The 17,879-nt window shown below is 64.2% G+C and carries 17 protein-coding genes; 5 read left to right on the forward strand and 12 right to left on the reverse strand.

Annotated elements, in window-relative coordinates:
• Positions 1 to 78 precede the first annotated feature (78 nt).
• Together AC2YJX_RS06880 and AC2YJX_RS06885 are read left to right on the forward strand one after the other, a co-directional pair.
• Positions 79 to 1,821 (forward strand): proline--tRNA ligase, encoded by a 1,743-nt coding sequence (locus AC2YJX_RS06880; protein ID WP_055399167.1) that lies wholly within the window; start codon positions 79 to 81, stop codon positions 1,819 to 1,821.
• Positions 1,818 to 2,519 carry a lytic transglycosylase domain-containing protein gene (locus tag AC2YJX_RS06885; RefSeq protein WP_055399165.1) on the forward strand — a complete coding sequence of 234 codons (702 nt, stop codon included), beginning with the start codon at positions 1,818 to 1,820 and terminating at the stop codon, positions 2,517 to 2,519. The genes AC2YJX_RS06880 and AC2YJX_RS06885 overlap by 4 nt, the downstream gene beginning before the upstream one ends.
• 136 nt (positions 2,520 to 2,655) lie before the next feature.
• Here the strand turns inward: AC2YJX_RS06885 and paeA are convergent, their stop codons facing one another.
• The 6 genes from paeA to hemA form a co-directional block, all read right to left on the reverse strand.
• Complete coding sequence (paeA, locus tag AC2YJX_RS06890) at positions 2,656 to 4,014, reverse strand: polyamine export protein PaeA (protein ID WP_487255615.1); 1,359 nt, start codon at positions 4,012 to 4,014, stop codon at positions 2,656 to 2,658.
• A 171-nt stretch (positions 4,015 to 4,185) separates the two neighbouring features.
• A complete protein-coding gene (locus tag AC2YJX_RS06895) occupies positions 4,186 to 5,193 on the reverse strand; it encodes an AAA family ATPase (RefSeq protein ID WP_055399161.1) in 1,008 nt (335 codons plus the stop codon).
• A 155-nt stretch (positions 5,194 to 5,348) separates the two neighbouring features.
• Positions 5,349 to 5,672, reverse strand: coding sequence for a Grx4 family monothiol glutaredoxin (gene grxD / locus AC2YJX_RS06900; protein ID WP_055399159.1), 324 nt, complete (start codon positions 5,670 to 5,672; stop codon positions 5,349 to 5,351).
• 61 nt (positions 5,673 to 5,733) lie between these two features.
• Positions 5,734 to 6,585 carry a peptide chain release factor N(5)-glutamine methyltransferase gene (gene prmC / locus AC2YJX_RS06905; RefSeq protein WP_487255616.1) on the reverse strand — a complete coding sequence of 284 codons (852 nt, stop codon included), beginning with the start codon at positions 6,583 to 6,585 and terminating at the stop codon, positions 5,734 to 5,736.
• Positions 6,586 to 6,658: 73 nt separating this feature from the next.
• Positions 6,659 to 7,771 (reverse strand): peptide chain release factor 1, encoded by a 1,113-nt coding sequence (gene prfA / locus AC2YJX_RS06910; RefSeq protein WP_487255617.1) that lies wholly within the window; start codon positions 7,769 to 7,771, stop codon positions 6,659 to 6,661.
• A 114-nt stretch (positions 7,772 to 7,885) separates the two neighbouring features.
• Positions 7,886 to 9,205, reverse strand: a complete 1,320-nt coding sequence (hemA, locus tag AC2YJX_RS06915; RefSeq protein ID WP_487255618.1) for a glutamyl-tRNA reductase — start codon at positions 9,203 to 9,205, stop codon at positions 7,886 to 7,888.
• 72 nt (positions 9,206 to 9,277) lie between these two features.
• Here hemA and AC2YJX_RS06920 point away from each other — a divergent pair, with 72 nt between their 5' ends.
• Both AC2YJX_RS06920 and AC2YJX_RS06925 read left to right on the forward strand, forming a co-directional pair.
• A complete protein-coding gene (locus AC2YJX_RS06920; RefSeq protein WP_121422462.1) occupies positions 9,278 to 9,556 on the forward strand; it encodes a hypothetical protein in 279 nt (92 codons plus the stop codon).
• A gap of 159 nt (positions 9,557 to 9,715) precedes the next feature.
• On the forward strand, positions 9,716 to 10,684 hold the full coding sequence (locus AC2YJX_RS06925) for a Bug family tripartite tricarboxylate transporter substrate binding protein (protein ID WP_487255619.1): 969 nt from the start codon (positions 9,716 to 9,718) through the stop codon (positions 10,682 to 10,684).
• 111 nt (positions 10,685 to 10,795) lie between these two features.
• Here the strand turns inward: AC2YJX_RS06925 and ugpQ are convergent, their stop codons facing one another.
• From ugpQ to ugpB, 6 genes are all read right to left on the reverse strand, one after another.
• Positions 10,796 to 11,581, reverse strand: coding sequence for a glycerophosphodiester phosphodiesterase (gene ugpQ / locus AC2YJX_RS06930; protein ID WP_487255620.1), 786 nt, complete (start codon positions 11,579 to 11,581; stop codon positions 10,796 to 10,798).
• A complete protein-coding gene (locus AC2YJX_RS06935) occupies positions 11,578 to 11,946 on the reverse strand; it encodes a bleomycin resistance protein (RefSeq protein WP_121422464.1) in 369 nt (122 codons plus the stop codon). Before AC2YJX_RS06935 ends, ugpQ begins: the two co-directional genes overlap by 4 nt.
• Positions 11,947 to 11,950: 4 nt before the next feature.
• Positions 11,951 to 12,961, reverse strand: a complete 1,011-nt coding sequence (locus tag AC2YJX_RS06940; RefSeq protein WP_055399144.1) for a sn-glycerol-3-phosphate import ATP-binding protein UgpC — start codon at positions 12,959 to 12,961, stop codon at positions 11,951 to 11,953.
• Positions 12,962 to 13,022: 61 nt separating this feature from the next.
• The gene (ugpE, locus tag AC2YJX_RS06945; RefSeq protein ID WP_121422465.1) at positions 13,023 to 13,874 is read right to left on the reverse strand and encodes a sn-glycerol-3-phosphate ABC transporter permease UgpE; all 852 of its coding nucleotides are present in this window, start codon (positions 13,872 to 13,874) and stop codon (positions 13,023 to 13,025) included.
• A 146-nt stretch (positions 13,875 to 14,020) separates the two neighbouring features.
• A complete protein-coding gene (gene ugpA / locus AC2YJX_RS06950; protein ID WP_121422466.1) occupies positions 14,021 to 14,902 on the reverse strand; it encodes a sn-glycerol-3-phosphate ABC transporter permease UgpA in 882 nt (293 codons plus the stop codon).
• Positions 14,903 to 15,022: 120 nt separating this feature from the next.
• Complete coding sequence (gene ugpB, locus AC2YJX_RS06955; protein ID WP_055399138.1) at positions 15,023 to 16,339, reverse strand: sn-glycerol-3-phosphate ABC transporter substrate-binding protein UgpB; 1,317 nt, start codon at positions 16,337 to 16,339, stop codon at positions 15,023 to 15,025.
• A gap of 299 nt (positions 16,340 to 16,638) precedes the next feature.
• Here ugpB and serA point away from each other — a divergent pair, with 299 nt between their 5' ends.
• Positions 16,639 to 17,868, forward strand: coding sequence for a phosphoglycerate dehydrogenase (gene serA, locus AC2YJX_RS06960; protein WP_121422467.1), 1,230 nt, complete (start codon positions 16,639 to 16,641; stop codon positions 17,866 to 17,868).
• Positions 17,869 to 17,879: the final 11 nt, after the last annotated feature.

Raw genomic sequence — 17,879 nt, forward strand, 5'->3', positions numbered from 1 at the left:
TTTTTAAACTGTGTCCATTATGCACGGCGCCTAGCGCGCAGCAAGTGGACGGCCCCGTTCTGCCTGCAATCGATTCCGATGAAAGCCTCCCAATTCTTTATTTCCACCCTCAAGGAAGCTCCGGCGGATGCCGAAGTGGTCAGCCACAAACTCATGACGCGGGCGGGGCTGATCAAGAAGCTGGGCGCTGGCATCTATAACTACATGCCCATGGGGCTGCGGGTGATCCGCAAGGTGGAAGCCATCGTGCGCGAGGAAATGAACCGTGCAGGCGCCGTGGAACTGACCATGCCCGTAGTCCAGCCTGCTGAGCTGTGGCATGAAACGGGCCGTTTCGACAAGATGGGCCCTGAACTGTTGCGCATTCAGGACCGTCACGGCCGCGACTTCGTGGTGCAGCCCACCAGCGAAGAAGTGATCACTGACATCGCGCGCCAGGAACTCAAGAGCTACAAGCAGCTGCCCAAGAACTTCTACCAGATCCAGACCAAGTTTCGCGACGAGCGCCGTCCGCGCTTCGGCCTGATGCGCGGACGCGAGTTCATCATGAAGGATGCTTACAGCTTCGACCGCGACCAAGCCTCGGCCAAGGCCAGCTACCAAATCATGGCGCAGGCTTACCGCCGCATTTTTGACCGCTTTGGCCTGACCTACCGCGCCGTGGCGGCCGACAGTGGTGCCATCGGTGGCGACCTCTCCGAAGAGTTCCAGGTGATCGCTGCCACGGGCGAAGACGCCATCGTCTACTGCCCACAGAGCGACTACGCCGCCAACATGGAAAAAGCCGAAGCGCTGGCCCCTGCCGGCCCACGCGGTGCAGCCACTCAGGCGTTGACCAAAACGGCCACGCCTGGCAAGAGCACTTGCGCCGATGTGGCAGAACTGCTGGGAGTGCCTCTGAACACTACGGTCAAGTCGCTCGTGCTGGCCACAGACGAAACCAGCGAAGCCGGCGAAATTGTCAAGACCCAGGTCTGGCTGCTGCTGCTGCGCGGCGACCACGACATGAACGAGATCAAGGTGGGTAAGGTGCCGGGGCTGGCGGGTTTCCGTTTTGCCACGGTGGGCGAAATCGAAGACCATTTCGGCTGCAAGCCCGGTTACCTGGGCCCCATCGGCCTGAAGAAGCCTTTGAAGATCGTGGCCGACCGCGAAGTCGCCCTGATGGCTGACTGGATCTGCGGCGCCAATGAGGTGGACTTCCACATCACCGGCGTGAACTGGGGCCGCGACCTGCCGGAGCCCGACGCCGTGGCCGACCTGCGCAATGTGGTGGCGGGCGACCGCTCGCCCGACGGCAAGGGTGAGCTGGCGATTGAGCGCGGTATTGAAGTGGGTCATGTGTTCTACCTGGGCACCAAATACAGCAAGGACATGAACGCCACCTTCCTTGGTGACGACGGCAGGCCCGCATTTTTTGAAATGGGCTGCTACGGCATTGGCGTCACGCGCTTGCCCGCTGCGGCCATCGAGCAAAACCACGACGAGCGCGGCATCATCTGGCCCGACGCGATTGCCCCCTTCACCGTGGTGGTCTGCCCCGTGGGCATGGACCGCAGCGAAGCCGTCAAGGCCACGGCCGAGCAGCTCTATGCCGACCTGCTGGCTGCGGGCGTCGACGTGATCCTGGACGACCGGGGTGAGCGCCCCGGTGCCATGTTTGCCGACTGGGAACTGATCGGTGTGCCCCACCGCGTGACCATTGGCGACAAGAGCCTCAAAGACGGCGTGGTCGAGTACCAGCACCGCCGCGACCCTGCGGCCACCAAGGTGGCGGTGGCAGACATCCTGGCCCACGTGAAGGGCCGCATGGCGGTATGAACGCGGCGCGGCTGGTTTCTGCAGTGGGCAGGGCTCCCGATGATGGGGGCTGTGTATCCCGGCGCGTCTGCCTGACGGCGCTGTCGGCTCTGTCTGCACCTGCGGCTTGGCTGGCGGCGCCCTCGCTGGCCTATGCGGGCGGGCAGCTGGAAGAGCCCCTGATGGACTCTGTGCGCACCGCCCTCAGTTCGGCCATTGCCAACCAGGCACCGCCAGAGCCCCATTTTTTCACCACCGAAGCCCGCATTCACTACGTGCGCTGGCTCGCCGCCATGAGCGACCGCCTGCGCCGCCGCAAGCCCGAATGGGAGGTCCGCCGCGACTTCCTGCAGACCGCCTGGTACGAATCCAAGCGTGCCGGGCTGGATGTGTCCCTGGTGCTGGGCCTGATCCAGGTGGAGAGTGCGTTCCGCAAATACGCGGTGTCCAGCGTGGGCGCACGTGGTTACATGCAGGTCATGCCCTTCTGGACACGGGTGATTGGGGATGGTGACCCCGGCAAGCTGTTTCACATGCAGACCAATCTGCGCTTTGGTTGTGTGATCTTGCGGCACTACATCGACCGGGAGCGGGGCGACCTGTTCATGGCTCTGGGGCGCTATAACGGCAGCCGCGGGCGTTCGCCGTACCCGGACGCCGTGTTTCGCGCACAGCGCAACTGGTTGTTCGCCGAGGGTTCACAGCTGCCCGCTGCCTAATTTGCTATTTTTTATATAGCTGCTTGCGCTTATCCATCAAGCGCTAAAGGCCAATTGGGCTGATATTTCTGAAATTCTGCATGCGGCAAAAGCCGTCACCTCCCGCCAAGCCGCTGGAGCCCATTCGCCCGCAGGCCTAGGTCGAAGTCGGCGTGGCGATGTCTGCTGGGGTGGCCTGGATGGTCTGGCCGGAGCCTGCTGACTGTGCGGTACCGAGGCGGGACACCATGACCTGGTCGATGCGGTAGCTGTCCACGTCCAGCACCTCGAACTTGTAGCCACCCCAGCTCACGCTGTCCGTCCGGCGCGGAACGCGCCGCAGCATCACCATCAGGAACCCGGCCAGGGTTTCGTAGTCGCCCGCGTGGGGCAGCTCGTCCAGCGACAGTGCGCGCAGCACGTCCTCGACCGGTGTGACGCCGTCGATGAGCCACGAGTTTTCATCGCGCCGCACAATCTGCTCTTCATCCGCCGGGCCGACCAGGTCGCCCATCACGGTGCTCATCACGTCGTTCAGCGTGACCACGCCCACCACCAGGCTGTATTCGTTGACGATGACGGCAAAGTCTTCGTGCACCTGGCGGAACTGTTCCAGCACCTCCGACAGCGTGAGCCGGTCTGGGACGATCAGCACCTTGCGCACCAGACTGTCATCGGCCAGCGAAATGGGCTGGTTGTTCAGCACGCGCTGGAACAGGTCCTTGGCATCCACATAGCCCACCACATGGTCGATGTCCCCCTCGCACACGGGGTAGGTTGAGAAAGGCTCGGCCGCAATGCGCAGGCGGATCACGGAGTCCGGCTCGTCGCGCAAGAAGAAGGCCACACGGTCGCGCGGCGACATGGCGCTGGACACCATGCGCGTGTCCAGCTCGAACACATTCGTGATGACCTGCTGCTCGCGGGCGGCCAGCACACCGGCACGCGCACCCGCTTCCATCATCGCCAGGATGTCATCCGAGGTGATGCGGTCGTCCCGCAACGACGACATGCCCAGCACCCGGAACAGCGCATCCGCCCCCCGACTGTAGAACCACACCACAGGGCGCAGCAGCGCCATGCACCAGGCCATGGGCTGCGCCAGCCGCACCACCAGCCGCTCGGGATCGGCCATGCCAAGGCGTTTTGGGAACAGGTCGGCAAACAGGATGAAAAGGGAGGTGATGACCAGGAACGAGGCGAGAAAGCCCGCCTTCTGCGCGGCTGATTCCGACAGCCACAGGCCGAACAGCGTGGTGAAGTGGGGGCTCAGCGCACCTTCGCCCACGATACCGCCCAGGATGGCCACGGCGTTCTGCCCCACCTGCACCACGGTGAAGTAGTCGCCCGGCTGCTCCTGCATGCGCAGCACCTGGTCCGCCCTGGCATCCCCTTCGTCGGCCATCTGCCGCAGGCGCAGGCGGCGCGCTGCGGCGAGCGAGATCTCGGCCATGGAGAAGAAGGCGCTGGCTGCAATCAGCAGTCCGATGACAAAGAGGCTTTGGGAGAGGGTCATGAATGGCGACGGAGCGTGGCGCTGCGGCACACCGGATGACTGAGTGTATCTGGGCGTTCCGCAGGCACCTACCCCAGGTGTGCACACACCGGGGGGCCTGGTGGGCCTTCGGGGGTGGGGCCCCGAAGGCCAGTCCTGCAGGCGAGCGCAGGACTGGCGGCGGGGGCCTTGTTATTGCACGAAACCGATGCGGCTGCGCCCTGACGCCGCCTTGGGCAGATCAGCAATCTCCACGGTGGACCGGCGGTCCAGCCGCGCATTGCCAAAGCCCGTCATCAGCGCGCGCCGCATCTCACGGGGGGGCATCTGTGCCAGGTGGTCCAGCACGTCGTCCGTCGGCTCCGGATCCAGCAGGCGGCCCCAGTCGTGCCCTGCGCGGATGCCCTGGTACAGGTTGCGGGCAATGGTGCGCGCCTGCTCCAGTGTGGGCGCCTCCACCTCGAACACGTTCATGCGGTTCAGGATGGGGTCGGGGATGCCGCGCGTGTCGTTGGCGGTGGTGATCCAGATCACCTGGCTGGCGTCGATGGCCACCTCCGCAAACTCATCGGTAAAGCTCTGGGCGGTGTCGTACTCCAGCAAGCTGTACAGCGCGCCCAGCGGGTCGTACTGTGCATCGCTGCTGGCCTTGTCGATCTCGTCCACCACGATCACAGGGTTGGCGTATTCGCCCTCCACCAGCGCCTCGAACACCTTGCCCGGGCGTGCGCCTTTCCATTGTGCGGACGAGCCCGACAGCAGCCAGCCTGCGGTCATGGAGCTCATGGGCAAGAGGTTCATGCCCGTGCCCAGCAGCTCGGCCAGGTGGCGCGCAAAGTGGGTCTTGCCGATGCCGGGCGGGCCCAGCAGCAGCATGGGCGTGACCTCCAGGCCATCGCTGCTGTCCTGCGCCAGCGCCACGTGGCGCTTGACGTCGTCCAGCACCTCGGTGAAGTTGGGCAACTGCTCATACAGGCTGGCCATGTCGGGGATGCCCGAGGGCTTGACCTGAAAGCGCTCCGGACCACGTTCCAGCATGCGTTCGTACACGGTGCGCAGGGTTTCGTATTCGCGCTGGTTGCCCGACTCCTGCAACCGTGCGAGCTTGCGCTCGACGTCACCGGGGTGGAACACATTGCGCATCTGGGCCACCGGCAAGCGCAGGGCGGGTGGCTGGGGAACAAGGCTATGGCTGGTCATTGCATGCTCCTGTGATGGTTACGTCACGCAACCATTCAAGCACACAACATGCCCGCTTCAGCACCGGAAAAGCCCCTGATTGGTGCCACTGTTGCGGGCAAACAAAAAGGCCGCCCGAAGGCGGCCTGGTTTGCACGGGGTAGTGGCCGCGTCGATCAGCCTTCGGTGCCCAGCACCTGCTTGAGTTCGCCCGACTCGTACATCTCCATCATGATGTCCGAGCCACCGATGAACTCGCCCTTCACGTACAGCTGGGGGATCGTGGGCCAGTTACTGTATTCCTTGATGCCCTGGCGGATTTCGTCGTCTTCGAGCACGTTGACGGTCACCACGCTCTTGGGGTCCACGCCGCAGGCCTTGAGGATCTGGATTGCGCGGCCCGAGAAGCCACACATGGGGAAGCTGGCGTTGCCCTTCATGAACAGCAGGATGTCGCTGGATTTGACGAGGGTGTCGATGCGTTGTTGGGTGTCGCTCATGGGAATACTCCTTGAAAGGGGCTGGCGGGCGTGAGGTTTTGAAAGCCCGCAATGGGGTGGATTATTTCACTGTCTGCGCCAGCGCCCACTGCCCGCCCGTGCAACGCGCAATGCCCGCGAGGTCATTGCGGCTTTGTACCAGGGCAAAACCCTGGGTGGCGAGCAGGGCCTGCACGGCTTCGGCCTGGTCGTAGCCATGCTCCAGCAGCAGCCAGCCGCCCGGCTGCAGGTGCGCGGGCGCCTGGGCGACGATGGTGCGGATGTCTTCGAGGCCGTCTGCGCCGCTGGCCAGGGCCTGCAGGGGTTCGTGCGTCAGCGCGGCCAGGTGGGGGTCGGCACTGGCGATGTAGGGGGGGTTGGAGATGATCGCGTCAAAAAAACCATCCACGCCTCGCAGCCAATCACTGCGCTGAAACCGCGCCGGCAAACCCAGCCGCTGTGCATTGGCCTGGGCCACGGCCAATGCATCGGCACTCGCGTCCACCGCCAGTACCCTGGCGTCAGCGCGCTGGCTTTGCAGCGCCAACGCAATGGCGCCGCTGCCAGTGCCCAGGTCCACCACGCGCGGCGATGTCAGCGGGGCGATCACTTCCAGGGCCCAGTCCACCAGGGTTTCGGTGTCGGGGCGTGGGTCCAGCACGCGGGCGTCCACCTGCAGCGGTAGGCCGTAGAACTCCTTGCGTCCGGTGAGGTAGGCCACCGGCTCGCCCGCCAAGCGGCGCTGGCACAGGGCGATGAATTGGGCATGTGCTGCCTCTTCCATCGCATCCGTGTCGTGCGCCAGCAGCCAGGCGCGGCCTGCGTCGTGGCGCGCCAGGGTGTGCAGCAGCAGCAGTTGCGCGTCGATGCGCGCCAGTCCCAGGGTGTGGGCCTGGTTCAGTGCCTGGGCGAGGGTGGGGGATGTGTTGGTCACTATTGATTTAATAGCGGCTAGCGCATGATGGATAAGCGCTAGAGGCCAATTTGATTCAAATTTTGAATGGGGCTCAGCTGGTGGTGCCCATCTCCAGCTCTTCAAGCTGCTCGGCCTCGCGGGCGTGGGCCAGGGCCCGCAGCACATCGCCCAGGTCGCCTTCCATCACCTGCAGCAGTTTGTACAGCGTGAGGTTGATGCGGTGGTCGGTGAGGCGCCCTTGCGGGAAGTTGTAGGTGCGGATGCGGTCGCTGCGGTCGCCGCTGCCGATCAGGCCCTTGCGCAGCGCGGCCTCCTTGGCGGCGCGCTCGCTGCGCTCCTTCTCCTGGATGCGCGCCTGTAGCACTTGCAGCGCCTTGGCCTTGTTGCTGTGCTGGCTGCGGCCGTCTTGGCATTCGGCCACGATGCCGGTGGGCAAGTGCACCACGCGCACGGCCGAATCGGTCTTGTTGATGTGCTGGCCGCCAGCGCCGCTGGCGCGGAAGGTGTCGATGCGCAGGTCCGCCGGGTTGAGCTTGATGGCCTCGTGCTCGTCGGGCTCGGGCATCACGGCCACGGTGCAGGCGCTGGTGTGGATGCGGCCTTGCGTTTCGGTGGCGGGCACGCGTTGCACGCGGTGGCCGCCGGATTCGAATTTGAGCGCGCCATACACACCGCTACCGGAGGGGCCCGTACCGGGCTGGCCTTCAATGCGCAGCACGATTTCCTTGTAGCCGCCCAGCTCGGCGGCGTTCTCGCTCACCACCTCCACCTTCCACCCCACGTTGGCGGCGTAGCGGGTGTACATGCGGGTCAAGTCGCCTGCGAACAGGGCGGATTCGTCGCCGCCCGTGCCCGCGCGGATTTCGACGAAGGCGCTGCGGGCGTCGTCGGGGTCCTTGGGCAGCAGCAGGCGCTGCAGTTCGTCTTCGAGCTGCAGCAGCTCGGCGGAGGCAGCGGTGATTTCTTCCTGTGCCATCTCGGCCATGTCGGGGTCGGCCAGCATCTCGCGCGCACCCGCCAGGTCGGCCTCGCGCTGCTGGTAGCGGGCGTAGCGGCCTGCGACCTGCGTGACCTCGGCGTGCTCGACGGAGATGCGGCGGTACTGCGCCATGTCGCTCATGATGTCTTCGCGCGAGAGCAGGAAGTCGAGTTCGCCCAGGCGCTGTGCGTAGCGCTCCAGTTGGCTGCGGAGAAAGGGTTTCATGGAATTCTGGAAAAATGGTTTGCTACATATTTGGTAGCTGGTGGCGCTTATCTATCAAGCGCTAGGGGCCGATTTTGATGAAAACCGGGGCGGCTGCGGAGCGGGCGAGCGCCGCTACAGGCCGTTGTTGTTGGGCGTCTTGCTTTGCGAGCGCAGGAACAGGCGCGAGACGGTCTGGGCCGTCTGGGCGCGCATCTCGGCGTCGCCCGCCCGCAGCTCGGCCAAGGTGCCGTGCAGCATCTTCTGCGTGAGGCCGCGCGAGAGGGCTTCGAGCACGGCGTCGACATCCTCGCCCTTGGCCAGCAGCTTCTTGGCGCGCGCGATTTCCAGTGCACGCCACTCGTCGGTCTGGGCGTTGAGCTGCTGAATCAGAGGTACCACACCACCGGCTTGGCCGACAGGGCTGCGCAGCTCCATCCAGTGCATGAAGCTCTGCACGCCCGCGTCGATGATGGCCTCGGCCTGGGCCACGGCGGCCTGGCGGTTGGCCTGCGCGGTCTGCACCACACTGGCCAGGTCGTCCACGGTGTAGAGGTACACGTCGCCCAAGGCCTTGACCTCGGGCTCGATGTCGCGCGGCACGGCCAGATCGACCATGAACATGGGGCGGTGGCGGCGCTTCTTGAGGGCGCGCTCCACGGCACCCAGGCCGATGATGGGCAGGCTGCTCGCGGTGCAGCTGATGACGGCGTCAAACTCGTGCAGGCGCTCGGGCAGGTCGGCCAGGCGCATCACCTCGCCGCCAAAGCGGGTGGCGAGCTTTTCGCCGCGCTCCAGGGTGCGGTTGGCAATGGCGATGGCCTTGGGGTTCTTGGCGGCGAAGTGCGTGGCACACAGCTCGATCATCTCGCCCGCGCCGACGAACAAAATCTTGGTCTCGGAGATGTCTTCAAACAGCTGGCCCGCCAGACGCACTGCGGCGGCGGCCATGCTGATGCTGTGCGCGCCAATCTCGGTGCTACTGCGCACTTCCTTGGCCACGGCAAAGCTGCGCTGGAACAGCTGGTTGAGCGTGGTGCCCAGGGCGCCAGCGGTTTCGGCGGCGCGCACGGCGTCTTTCATCTGGCCAAGGATCTGGGCCTCGCCCAGCACCATCGAATCGAGCCCGCTGGCCACGCGGAAGGCGTGGCGTGCGACGAGGCTGTCTTCCAGGGTGTACGAGTGCGAGCGCAGCAGCGCGGGGCTGACGCCGCCGCTCTGTGCGAGCCAGCCCAGCGTATGGTCCATGGCTGCCTGCTCGCCCGCGCAGTAAATTTCGGTGCGGTTGCAGGTGGAGATGATGGCTGTTTCCACCCCGGGGTGGCGGCTGGTGGTGCCCAGCGACTGGCGCAAACCGTGCAACGTGGGGGCAATCTGGTCGAGCGCGAACGCGAACCGGCCACGCAGATCGAGCGGCGCGGTGGTGTGGTTGATGCCGAGGGCCCAGACTGCCATAAGCTGCGATTATAAAATTGTTGGCCCGAACAGGCGGCCTTGCTTGTTCAAGCCTTGATTTGGGTCAATTCCATGGGTCCACTGGACATCGCCAACCACCTTCTCAACTTTGTTGCACCCGCCGCCGCCATGGCGCTGGTGTTGGTGCTTTCGGGCCGTCTGGTGGGCTCCCGCAGTGCCTCGGCGATGTCGGTGTGGCTGCGCTGGGTGATTCTGTTTGCCGTGGGTGTGGCGGTGCTCGCAGCGGGGCTGGTGCTGTGGGGGCGTGACGGCAAGATGCTGACCTATGCCGCCCTGGTTGTGGCCTGCGCTACCTGCCAGTGGGTGCTGGTGCGGGGCTGGAAAGCTTGAAGCTTTCAGCAAGCCGTCACGTGTTTTGAGGGTTTGCGAGGGGCGGTCCATGGGCCTCTTTCACCTTGGTGTCTGATAGCCTTGGTTGCGCGTCAGTGGCCCGTGTCAACGGAAGTCCGCTGACGCAAGACAACCCCACCGATTGCTGGAGACACCCCCATGAAGATGATGCGCACCTGGATCACCCTTGCCGCAGGCCTTGTTTTGTCTGCCGCCGCGCAGGCCCAGGCCTTTCCCTCCAAGCCCGTTCGCATCGTGATCGGTTTTCCGGCCGGTGGGCCGCTGGACCAGCACGCGCGCCTGCTGTCGGACAAGCTGCAGGCCGTGCTCGGCCAGCCGGTGGTGCTGGACTACAAGGCCGGTGCCGGTGGCACCGTGGGCGCGCAGGACGTGATGAAAGCACCGCCCGACGGTCACACCATCATGCTGGCCAACACGGGTGTGATGGTGATCAACCCGGGGCTCTACAGCCGGTTGCCGTATTCGACCCTCAAGGACTTTGTGCCGATTGCGCGCACCGCCATGCAGCCGCTGGCGCTGCTGGTGAACCCCAACGTGCCTGCCAAGAGCCTCAAGGAGTTCATGGACTACGCCCGGGCCAAGCCGGGCCAGGTCAACTTTGGCTCGGCGGGCAATGGTGGCATCAGCCACCTGGTGCCCGAGATGTTCAAGACCGCCACGGGTCTGTTCATGGTGCACATCCCCTACCGGGGTAGTGCCCCGGCGTTCACCGACCTCATGGGCGGGCAGGTGCAGTTCATGGCCGAGAGCATTCCGCAGGCCGCCGCGTACCACAAACAGGGCAAGGTGCGCGCCCTGGCGGTGACCAGCAAGGAGCGCAACCCCGCACTGCCCGATGTGCCCACGGTAATCGAGAGCGGCATCAAGGGATTCGAGGTGGTGGGTTTCTATGGCTTTCTGGCCCCGGCCGGCACGCCCAAGGAGGCTGTGAACAAGCTCAGCGAGGCCTTCGGCCAGGTGCTGCAGATGCCCGATGTGCGCAACCGCATGGTGAGCCAGGGGGCCGACCCGGCGTTTCTGGGCTCTGAGGACTTCGCGAAATTCCTGGCGTCCGAGATGCCACGCTGGGCCGAGGCGGTGAAAAAGTCGGGCGCGAAGCTGGACTGACCCCCTGAGGCGCTGCGCGCCTTCCCCCTGAAGGGGGACGCCACCCCTGGCCCGGCGAAGCCGGTTCCACGGTGGCACTGGCTTGGGGCGTGGATGGTTTGAAGGCGCGCCCTATGGCGTGGCGGGCGAAAAGAAGTCCACGCGGTCGGTGATGATGCCGTCCGTGCCCAGGGCGATGAGCCGCTGTGCGGCCCAGTCGTCGTTCACCGTGTAGCTCAGCGCGCGCAGGCCGTCGCCGTGGACGCGCGCAACCAGCGCCGCATCCCACAGCGCGTGGTTGCAGACGATGGCCACGCAGCCCAGCTCGCGGGCCGTGTTGTGCCAGCCGTCCCACAGCGTGTCCAGCAACAGGGCGCGGGGGATGTGGGGTGCTGTGGTGCGGGCGCCAGCCAGCGCTTCGGGTCGGAATGACGAGAACAGGGGCAACACCGCCTGGCCGTGCCACAGCCGCGCCGCATGCTCGCCCACTACCTGCCCAGTCTTTTCCTCCACACCGGGTGTTGGCTTGATCTCGATGTTCAGCAAGAACCCGTTGGCGATGCAGTAGTGCGCAATGTTCTCCAGCGTGGGGAGCGGCTCGCCGGCGTAGCTGCGTGAATGCCAGGCGCCAGCATCCAGCTGTGACAGGGCCGCCCAGGGGTGATCGCCCCCGACCGCGCTCGCTGCCGAGCCCAGTGCCGGCGCGCCATTGGTCGTGCGGTCCAGCGTGGCATCGTGCATCAGAAACGGTACGCCGTCGGCACTCAGCTTGGCATCGCACTCGAACATGCGATAGCCATACTGTGCTCCCAGCCGGAAGGCGGCCAGGGTGTTTTCAGGGGCGAGCTTGCCGGCGCCGCGGTGGGCGATCCAGCGGGGGTAGGGCCAGGGGGCGAGGATGGGAGATGGGGCGCTCATGCGGGTTCACCAAATTTCAGCAGGTTGCCGTGGGGGTCGATGACGAACATCTCCTTCATGCCCCAGGGCTGGACAACAGGTGGCGCCAGCTGCAGGCCGCGCGCCGTGAAATCCGCGTGCAGCGCTTCTGTGTCGGCACGCACATAACACGAGGTGTTCTCTGCAATGTGGCGCTCGGTGCAGGGCCAGAAGTGCAGCTCGCAGCCATCGCGCTGCAGGATCAGGTAGTTGTCCATCTCCAGCAGCGGATCAAAGCCCAGGTGCCTGGTGTAGAACCGCAGGGTTTCTGCAAGGTCCAGAGACGCCAGCACCGGGACTGTGGCCTGAACCTTGCCCCCGGTACTGGCAGCTGGCTTGGGTGGCATCGGTTCAGGCCGCGATGCGCTTGCCGGTGGTGGCATCGAACGCGTGCAGGCGATCTGCGCGGGGCTGAACATGGATCACGGAATCGGGCGCAGGGGAGTGCGTGCCTTCTTCAACGCGCACGATGATCTGCTCGCCATTGATGCGGCCATAGATCAGGCGCTCGGCGCCCAGCAGCTCCACCGTCTCGACCGTGACCGCCCAGCCTTCACTGCGCACATCCAGGTGCTCGGGGCGGATGCCCAGGATGGTGCCGGGGGCGGCGCTCGGCGCGTTCTTGAGCAGGTTCATGGGCGGCGAGCCGATGAAGCTGGCCACGAAGGTGGACGCGGGCGTGTGGTAGACCTCTTCGGGCGTGCCGAACTGTTCCATGTTGCCGGCGTTCATCACGATCATGCGTTCAGCCAATGTCATGGCCTCGACCTGGTCGTGTGTGACGAACAGGCTGGTGATGCCCAGCTCGCGGTGCAGCTTCTGGATCTCCAGGCGGGTCTGGGCGCGCAGCTTGGCGTCCAGGTTGGACAGCGGCTCGTCGAACAGAAACACCTGGGGCTGGCGCACGATGGCGCGGCCCATGGCCACGCGCTGGCGCTGGCCGCCCGAGAGTTCGCGCGGCTTGCGCTCCAGCAGGTGGCCCAGTTCGAGGATCTTGGCGGCCTTATCCACGCGCGCCTTGATCTCGTCCTTGGGCACCTTGGCGATCTTCAGGCCATACGCCATGTTGTCGAAGTTCGTCATGTGCGGGTACAGCGCGTAGTTCTGGAACACCATCGCGATGTCGCGCTGGGCAGGTTCCAGGTTGTTCACCACACGGTCGCCGATGCGCAGCTCGCCGCCGGAGATTTCTTCCAGGCCTGCCACCATGCGCAGCAGGGTGGATTTGCCGCAGCCCGAGGGGCCGACGATCACGATGAATTCACCGTCCTTGACCTCGGCGTTCACGCCGTGGATGACCTGGTTGGCCTTGGGGCCGTGCCCGTAGCGCTTGATGATGTTGCGAAGAGAGATGGATGCCATTTTGCTATTAAATATGTAGCTGCTAGCGCAGATGTATGAAGCGGTAGGGCCTGTTTTATCTTTATTTTTCGGTGTCCACCAGGCCCTTGACGAACCAGCGCTGCATGACCACCACCACAAAGGCAGGTGGCAGCATGGCCAGCAGGGCCGTAGCCATCACGATGTTCCACTCGTTGCCTGCGTCGCCGCCGGCCAGCATGCGCTTGATGCCGATCACCACGGGGTACATGTCTTCGGACGTGGTCACCAACAGGGGCCACAGATACTGGTTCCAGCCATAGATGAACTGGATCACGAACAGCGCGGCAATCGAGGTGCGCGACAGTGGCACCAGGATGTCCTTGAAAAAGCGCATCGGGCCGGCGCCATCCACCCGCGCGGCTTCGACCAGTTCATCGGGCACCGTGAGGAAGAACTGCCGGAACAGGAACGTGGCCGTGGCCGAGGCGATCAGCGGCACCGTGAGGCCCGCATAGGTGTTGAGCATGCCCAGGTCCGACACCACCTGGTAGGTGGGCCCGATGCGCACTTCCACGGGCAGCATCAGCGTGATGAAGATCAGCCAGAAGCAGATGCCCTTGAAGGGGAAGCGGAAGTACACGATGGCAAACGCCGACAACAGCGAGATGGCGATCTTGCCCAGCGTGATGACCATGGCGGTGACAAAACTCACCCACATCATGTGCGCCACGGGTGCGGTAGAGCCCGCGCCGGTTCCGCCGCCGAACAAGGCGTCGTGGTAGGTCTGCCAGAAGTTGCCGCCGGGCACCATGGGCATGGGCACCTGCACGATGTCCTGCGCCGTGTGGGTGGAGGCCACGAAGGCCAGGTACAGCGGGAAGCCGACGATGATCACGCCCAGCACCATGATGAGGTGCGAGAACGCGGTGAGGTAGGGACTACGTTCAACCATTGGAATCTTTCAGGATCGAAGCTTGGCCCACTGCGCCCGCAAAAGACACGACGCAGGCGAGGGCCGCCGAGCAAGGGCCGCCCCGCAGTGAGGGCGGCGTCCCGCTGGAGGGGGAAGGCGCGAAGCGACTCAGGGGGTGCTTCATATCAGTACTGCACTTTCTTCTCGACGTAGCGGAATTGGATGACCGTCAGCACAACGACGATGGCCATCAGCACCACCGACTGTGCGGCAGATCCGCCCATGTCCATGGCCTTGAAGCCATCGTGGTACACCTTGTAGACCAGGATGGAAGTGTCGCGGCCCGGTCCGCCCTGCGTGGTGGCGTCCACGATGGCGAAGGTGTCGAAGAATGCATACACCACATTGATCACCAGCAGGAAGAACGTGGTGGGCGACAGCAGCGGGAACTGGATGCTCCAGAAGCGGCGCCAGGGGCCTGCACCGTCAATCGCGGCCGCCTCGATGAGCGACTTGGGGATGGACTGCAAGCCCGCCAGGAAGAACAGGAAGTTGTAGGAGATCTGCTTCCACACCGCCGCAATCACGATCAGCGCCATCGCGTGGTCGGAGTTGAGCATGTGGTTCCAGTCGAAACCCGACTGGCGCAGCATGTAGGCCACCACGCCCAGCGAGGGCGAGAACATGAACATCCACAGCACGCCCGCCACCGCAGGTGCCACGGCGTAGGGCAGCAGCAGCGCGGTCTTGTAGACCATGGCGCCCTTGATGATGCGGTCGGCAAAGATCGCGAGGAACAGCGACAGCGTGATGCCGCTCACCGCCACCAGGATCGAGAAGAAGGCCGTGGTCTTGAACGATGCCAGGTAACCCGGGTCCTGGAACAGGTCCCGGAAATTGTCGAAACCGACCCATTCCTTCGAAAACCCGAAGGAGTCCTGCATCTGGAACGACTGCACCAGGGCTTGGCCGGCTGGCCAGAAAAAGAAGACGCTGATGATGGCCAGTTGGGGTGCCAGAAGCACCCATGGCAGCCATGCAGAGCGGAATAAAACGCGTTTTTCCATGTCGAAACTCTCAAAAAGAAAACCCCGCCGCCCCGTGAACCAATAGGGTTGACGGGGCGGCGGGCTTTCGATGCCACCCGGCAGTGCTGCTGGGCGGTATCGGCAGATGTTCGGCAGTGTTTACTTGTTGGCGCGGGCGAAGCGGCCCAGTTGCTCGTTGCCACGGGTCACGGCGGTGTCCAGTGCTTCCTTGGGCGACTTCTTGCCCGACCAGATCTGCTCGGTTTCCTCGTCGATGATGGCGCGGATCTGCACGAAGTTGCCCAGGCGGATGCCGCGCGACTTGTCCGTGGCCTTCTTGATCATCTGCGTCACGGCCACGTCGGTGCCGGGGTTCTTGGTGTAGAAGCCCGACGCCTCAGTCAGCTGGTAGGCGCCCATGGTCACAGGCAGGTAGCCGGTGCGCTGGTGGCTCGCAGCCTGCACCTTGGTGTCGTTCAGGAAGTTCAGGAAATCGGCCACGCCCTTGTATTCCTCGGCCTTCTTGCCAGACATCACCCACAGGCTGGCACCACCAATGGCGGTGTTCTGGGGGGCACCCTTCACGTCAGGGTAGTAGGGCAGGGCCGAGATGCCGTAGGCAAACTTGGCTTCCTTGGCCACGCGGGCGTACAGGCCCGAGGAGCCCGTCATCATGGCGCACTCGCCCGAGGGGAAGGATGCGTCCGGCACGTTGCCACGGCCCTTGTAGACGAAGCTGCCGTCCTTGGAGGCCTTGGCCAGGTTCTCAAAGTGGCGCACGTGTAATGGCGAGTTGACCTGCAGCTGGGCGTCGTTGCCGTCAAAGCCGTTGTTCTTGGACGCGAACAGCGTGTTGTGCCACAGCGAGAAGCTTTCAAGCTGCGTCCAGCTGATCCAGCTGGTGGTGAACGGGCAGCTGTGACCGCTGGCCTTGAGCTTGGACGCGGCGGCAAACACTTCGGGCCAGGTCTTGGGCGGCTTGTCGGCGTCCAGGCCGGCCTTCTTGAAGGCGTCCTTGTTGTAATAGAACACCGTGGTGGAGCTGTTGAGCGGGTAGCTCAGCATCTGGCCATTGGGCGCGGTGTAGTAGCCAGCCACAGCCGACACGTACTGGGTGGGGTCGAACTTGAAGCCGCCGTCGTTCAATACCTTGGCGACGGGAACGATGGCGCCCTTGCTGGCCATCATGGTGGCGGTGCCCACTTCAAACACCTGCAGGATGTGGGGGGCGTTGCCCGCACGGAAGGCGGCGATGGCGCCTGTCATGGATTCGTCATACGTGCCCTTGTAGGTGGGCACGACCTTGTACTTGGTCTGGCTGGCGTTGTACTGCTTGGCCAAGTCATTGACCCAGTCGCCCAGCGCTGCGCTCATCGAATGCCACCACTGAATCTCAACTTGCTGCGCCTGGGCTTGCGCAGGTGCGCAGACCGACAGGGCAATGGCAGCGCAGACCGCCAGATGCTTCGTTTGCATGAATATTTCCTCCGAGGATGACGAAAAGCACAAAGGCTGGATGCTATGCAGCCGATGTGACATTGATATGTCGTTGTCGCATGACCCCAGCGCTTGCAACAACCGGGAAACCCCTTGGGTAACCCGCAAGGGGAGGGATTGTGACTCTTTTGTGACAAGGTGTGGCGCATTTGCCGAGGCTTGCAAGGTTTTGTGCAATGCACCATGCTGGTGACTGTTCGCTGGTCCCTGTCGCACCGGTTCGTTCGCGCCGCAGCGCGCCGGTTTCTTCCTTCTCCATTTCCTTCCTTCTTATTGCCATGGCCACCAATTCGCTGGACAAGAACAAGATCAAATTTCTGCTTCTCGAAGGCATTCACTCCTCTGCGGTGGATGTGATCCGCGCGGCGGGCTATACGCAGATCGAGACGGTGTCTGGCGCACTGCCCGACGATGAGCTCAAGCGCAAGATCGCGGATGTGCACTTTGTGGGCATCCGCTCGCGCACGCAGCTCACCGAGGAAGTGTTTGCCCAGGCCCACAAGCTCGTGGCCGTGGGCTGCTTTTGCATTGGCACCAACCAGGTGGATCTGAATGCAGCGCGCGAGCGTGGCATTGCGGTGTTCAACGCGCCGTACTCCAACACCCGCTCGGTGGCCGAGCTGGTGCTGGCGGAAGCCATCCTGCTGCTGCGCGGTATCCCCGAAAAGAACGCGGTGGCGCATCGGGGCGGCTGGCTCAAGTCGGCCGACAACGCGTATGAAATCCGGGGCAAGACCCTGGGCATCGTGGGCTACGGCTCCATCGGCACCCAGCTGTCGGTGCTGGCCGAGGCCATGGGCATGCACGTGGCCTTCTTTGATGTGGTCAACAAGCTGCCCCTGGGCAATGCCCGCCAGGTGCAGCACCTGCACGACCTGCTGGGCCAGAGCGACATCGTGAGCCTGCACGTTCCCGAGTTGCCGTCCACCGAGGGAATGATCGGCGCAGCCGAGATCGCGGCCATGAAGCCAGGCGGCATCCTCATCAACGCCGCGCGGGGCACGGTGGTGGATATTGAAGCGCTGGCCGCATCGCTCAAGGCCAAGAAGCTGCTGGGCGCCGCCATCGACGTGTTCCCGGTCGAGCCACGCACCAACAAGGACGAGTTCCAGTCCCCCCTGCGTGGCCTGGACAACGTGATCCTGACTCCCCACATCGGCGGCTCCACCATGGAGGCACAGGCCAACATCGGCCTCGAAGTGGCGGAAAAGTTGGTGAAATACAGCGACAACGGCACCAGCACCTCGTCGGTGAACTTTCCAGAGGTCGCGCTGCCCGCCCACCCCGGCAAGCACCGCCTGCTGCACATCCACCGCAATGTGCCGGGTGTGTTGTCCGAAATCAACCGCATCTTCTCGGACAACCAGATCAACATCTCGGCCCAGTACCTGCAGACCAACGAGAAGATCGGCTATGTGGTGATCGACATCGACGCCGCCTCGTCGGACCTGGCATTGGACAAGCTTGCGCAGGTCGGTGGAACCCTGCGCAGCCGCGTGCTGTTCTGAGCGCCAGAGTG

It is taken from the genome of Acidovorax sp. SRI_002 (assembly GCF_057586455.1).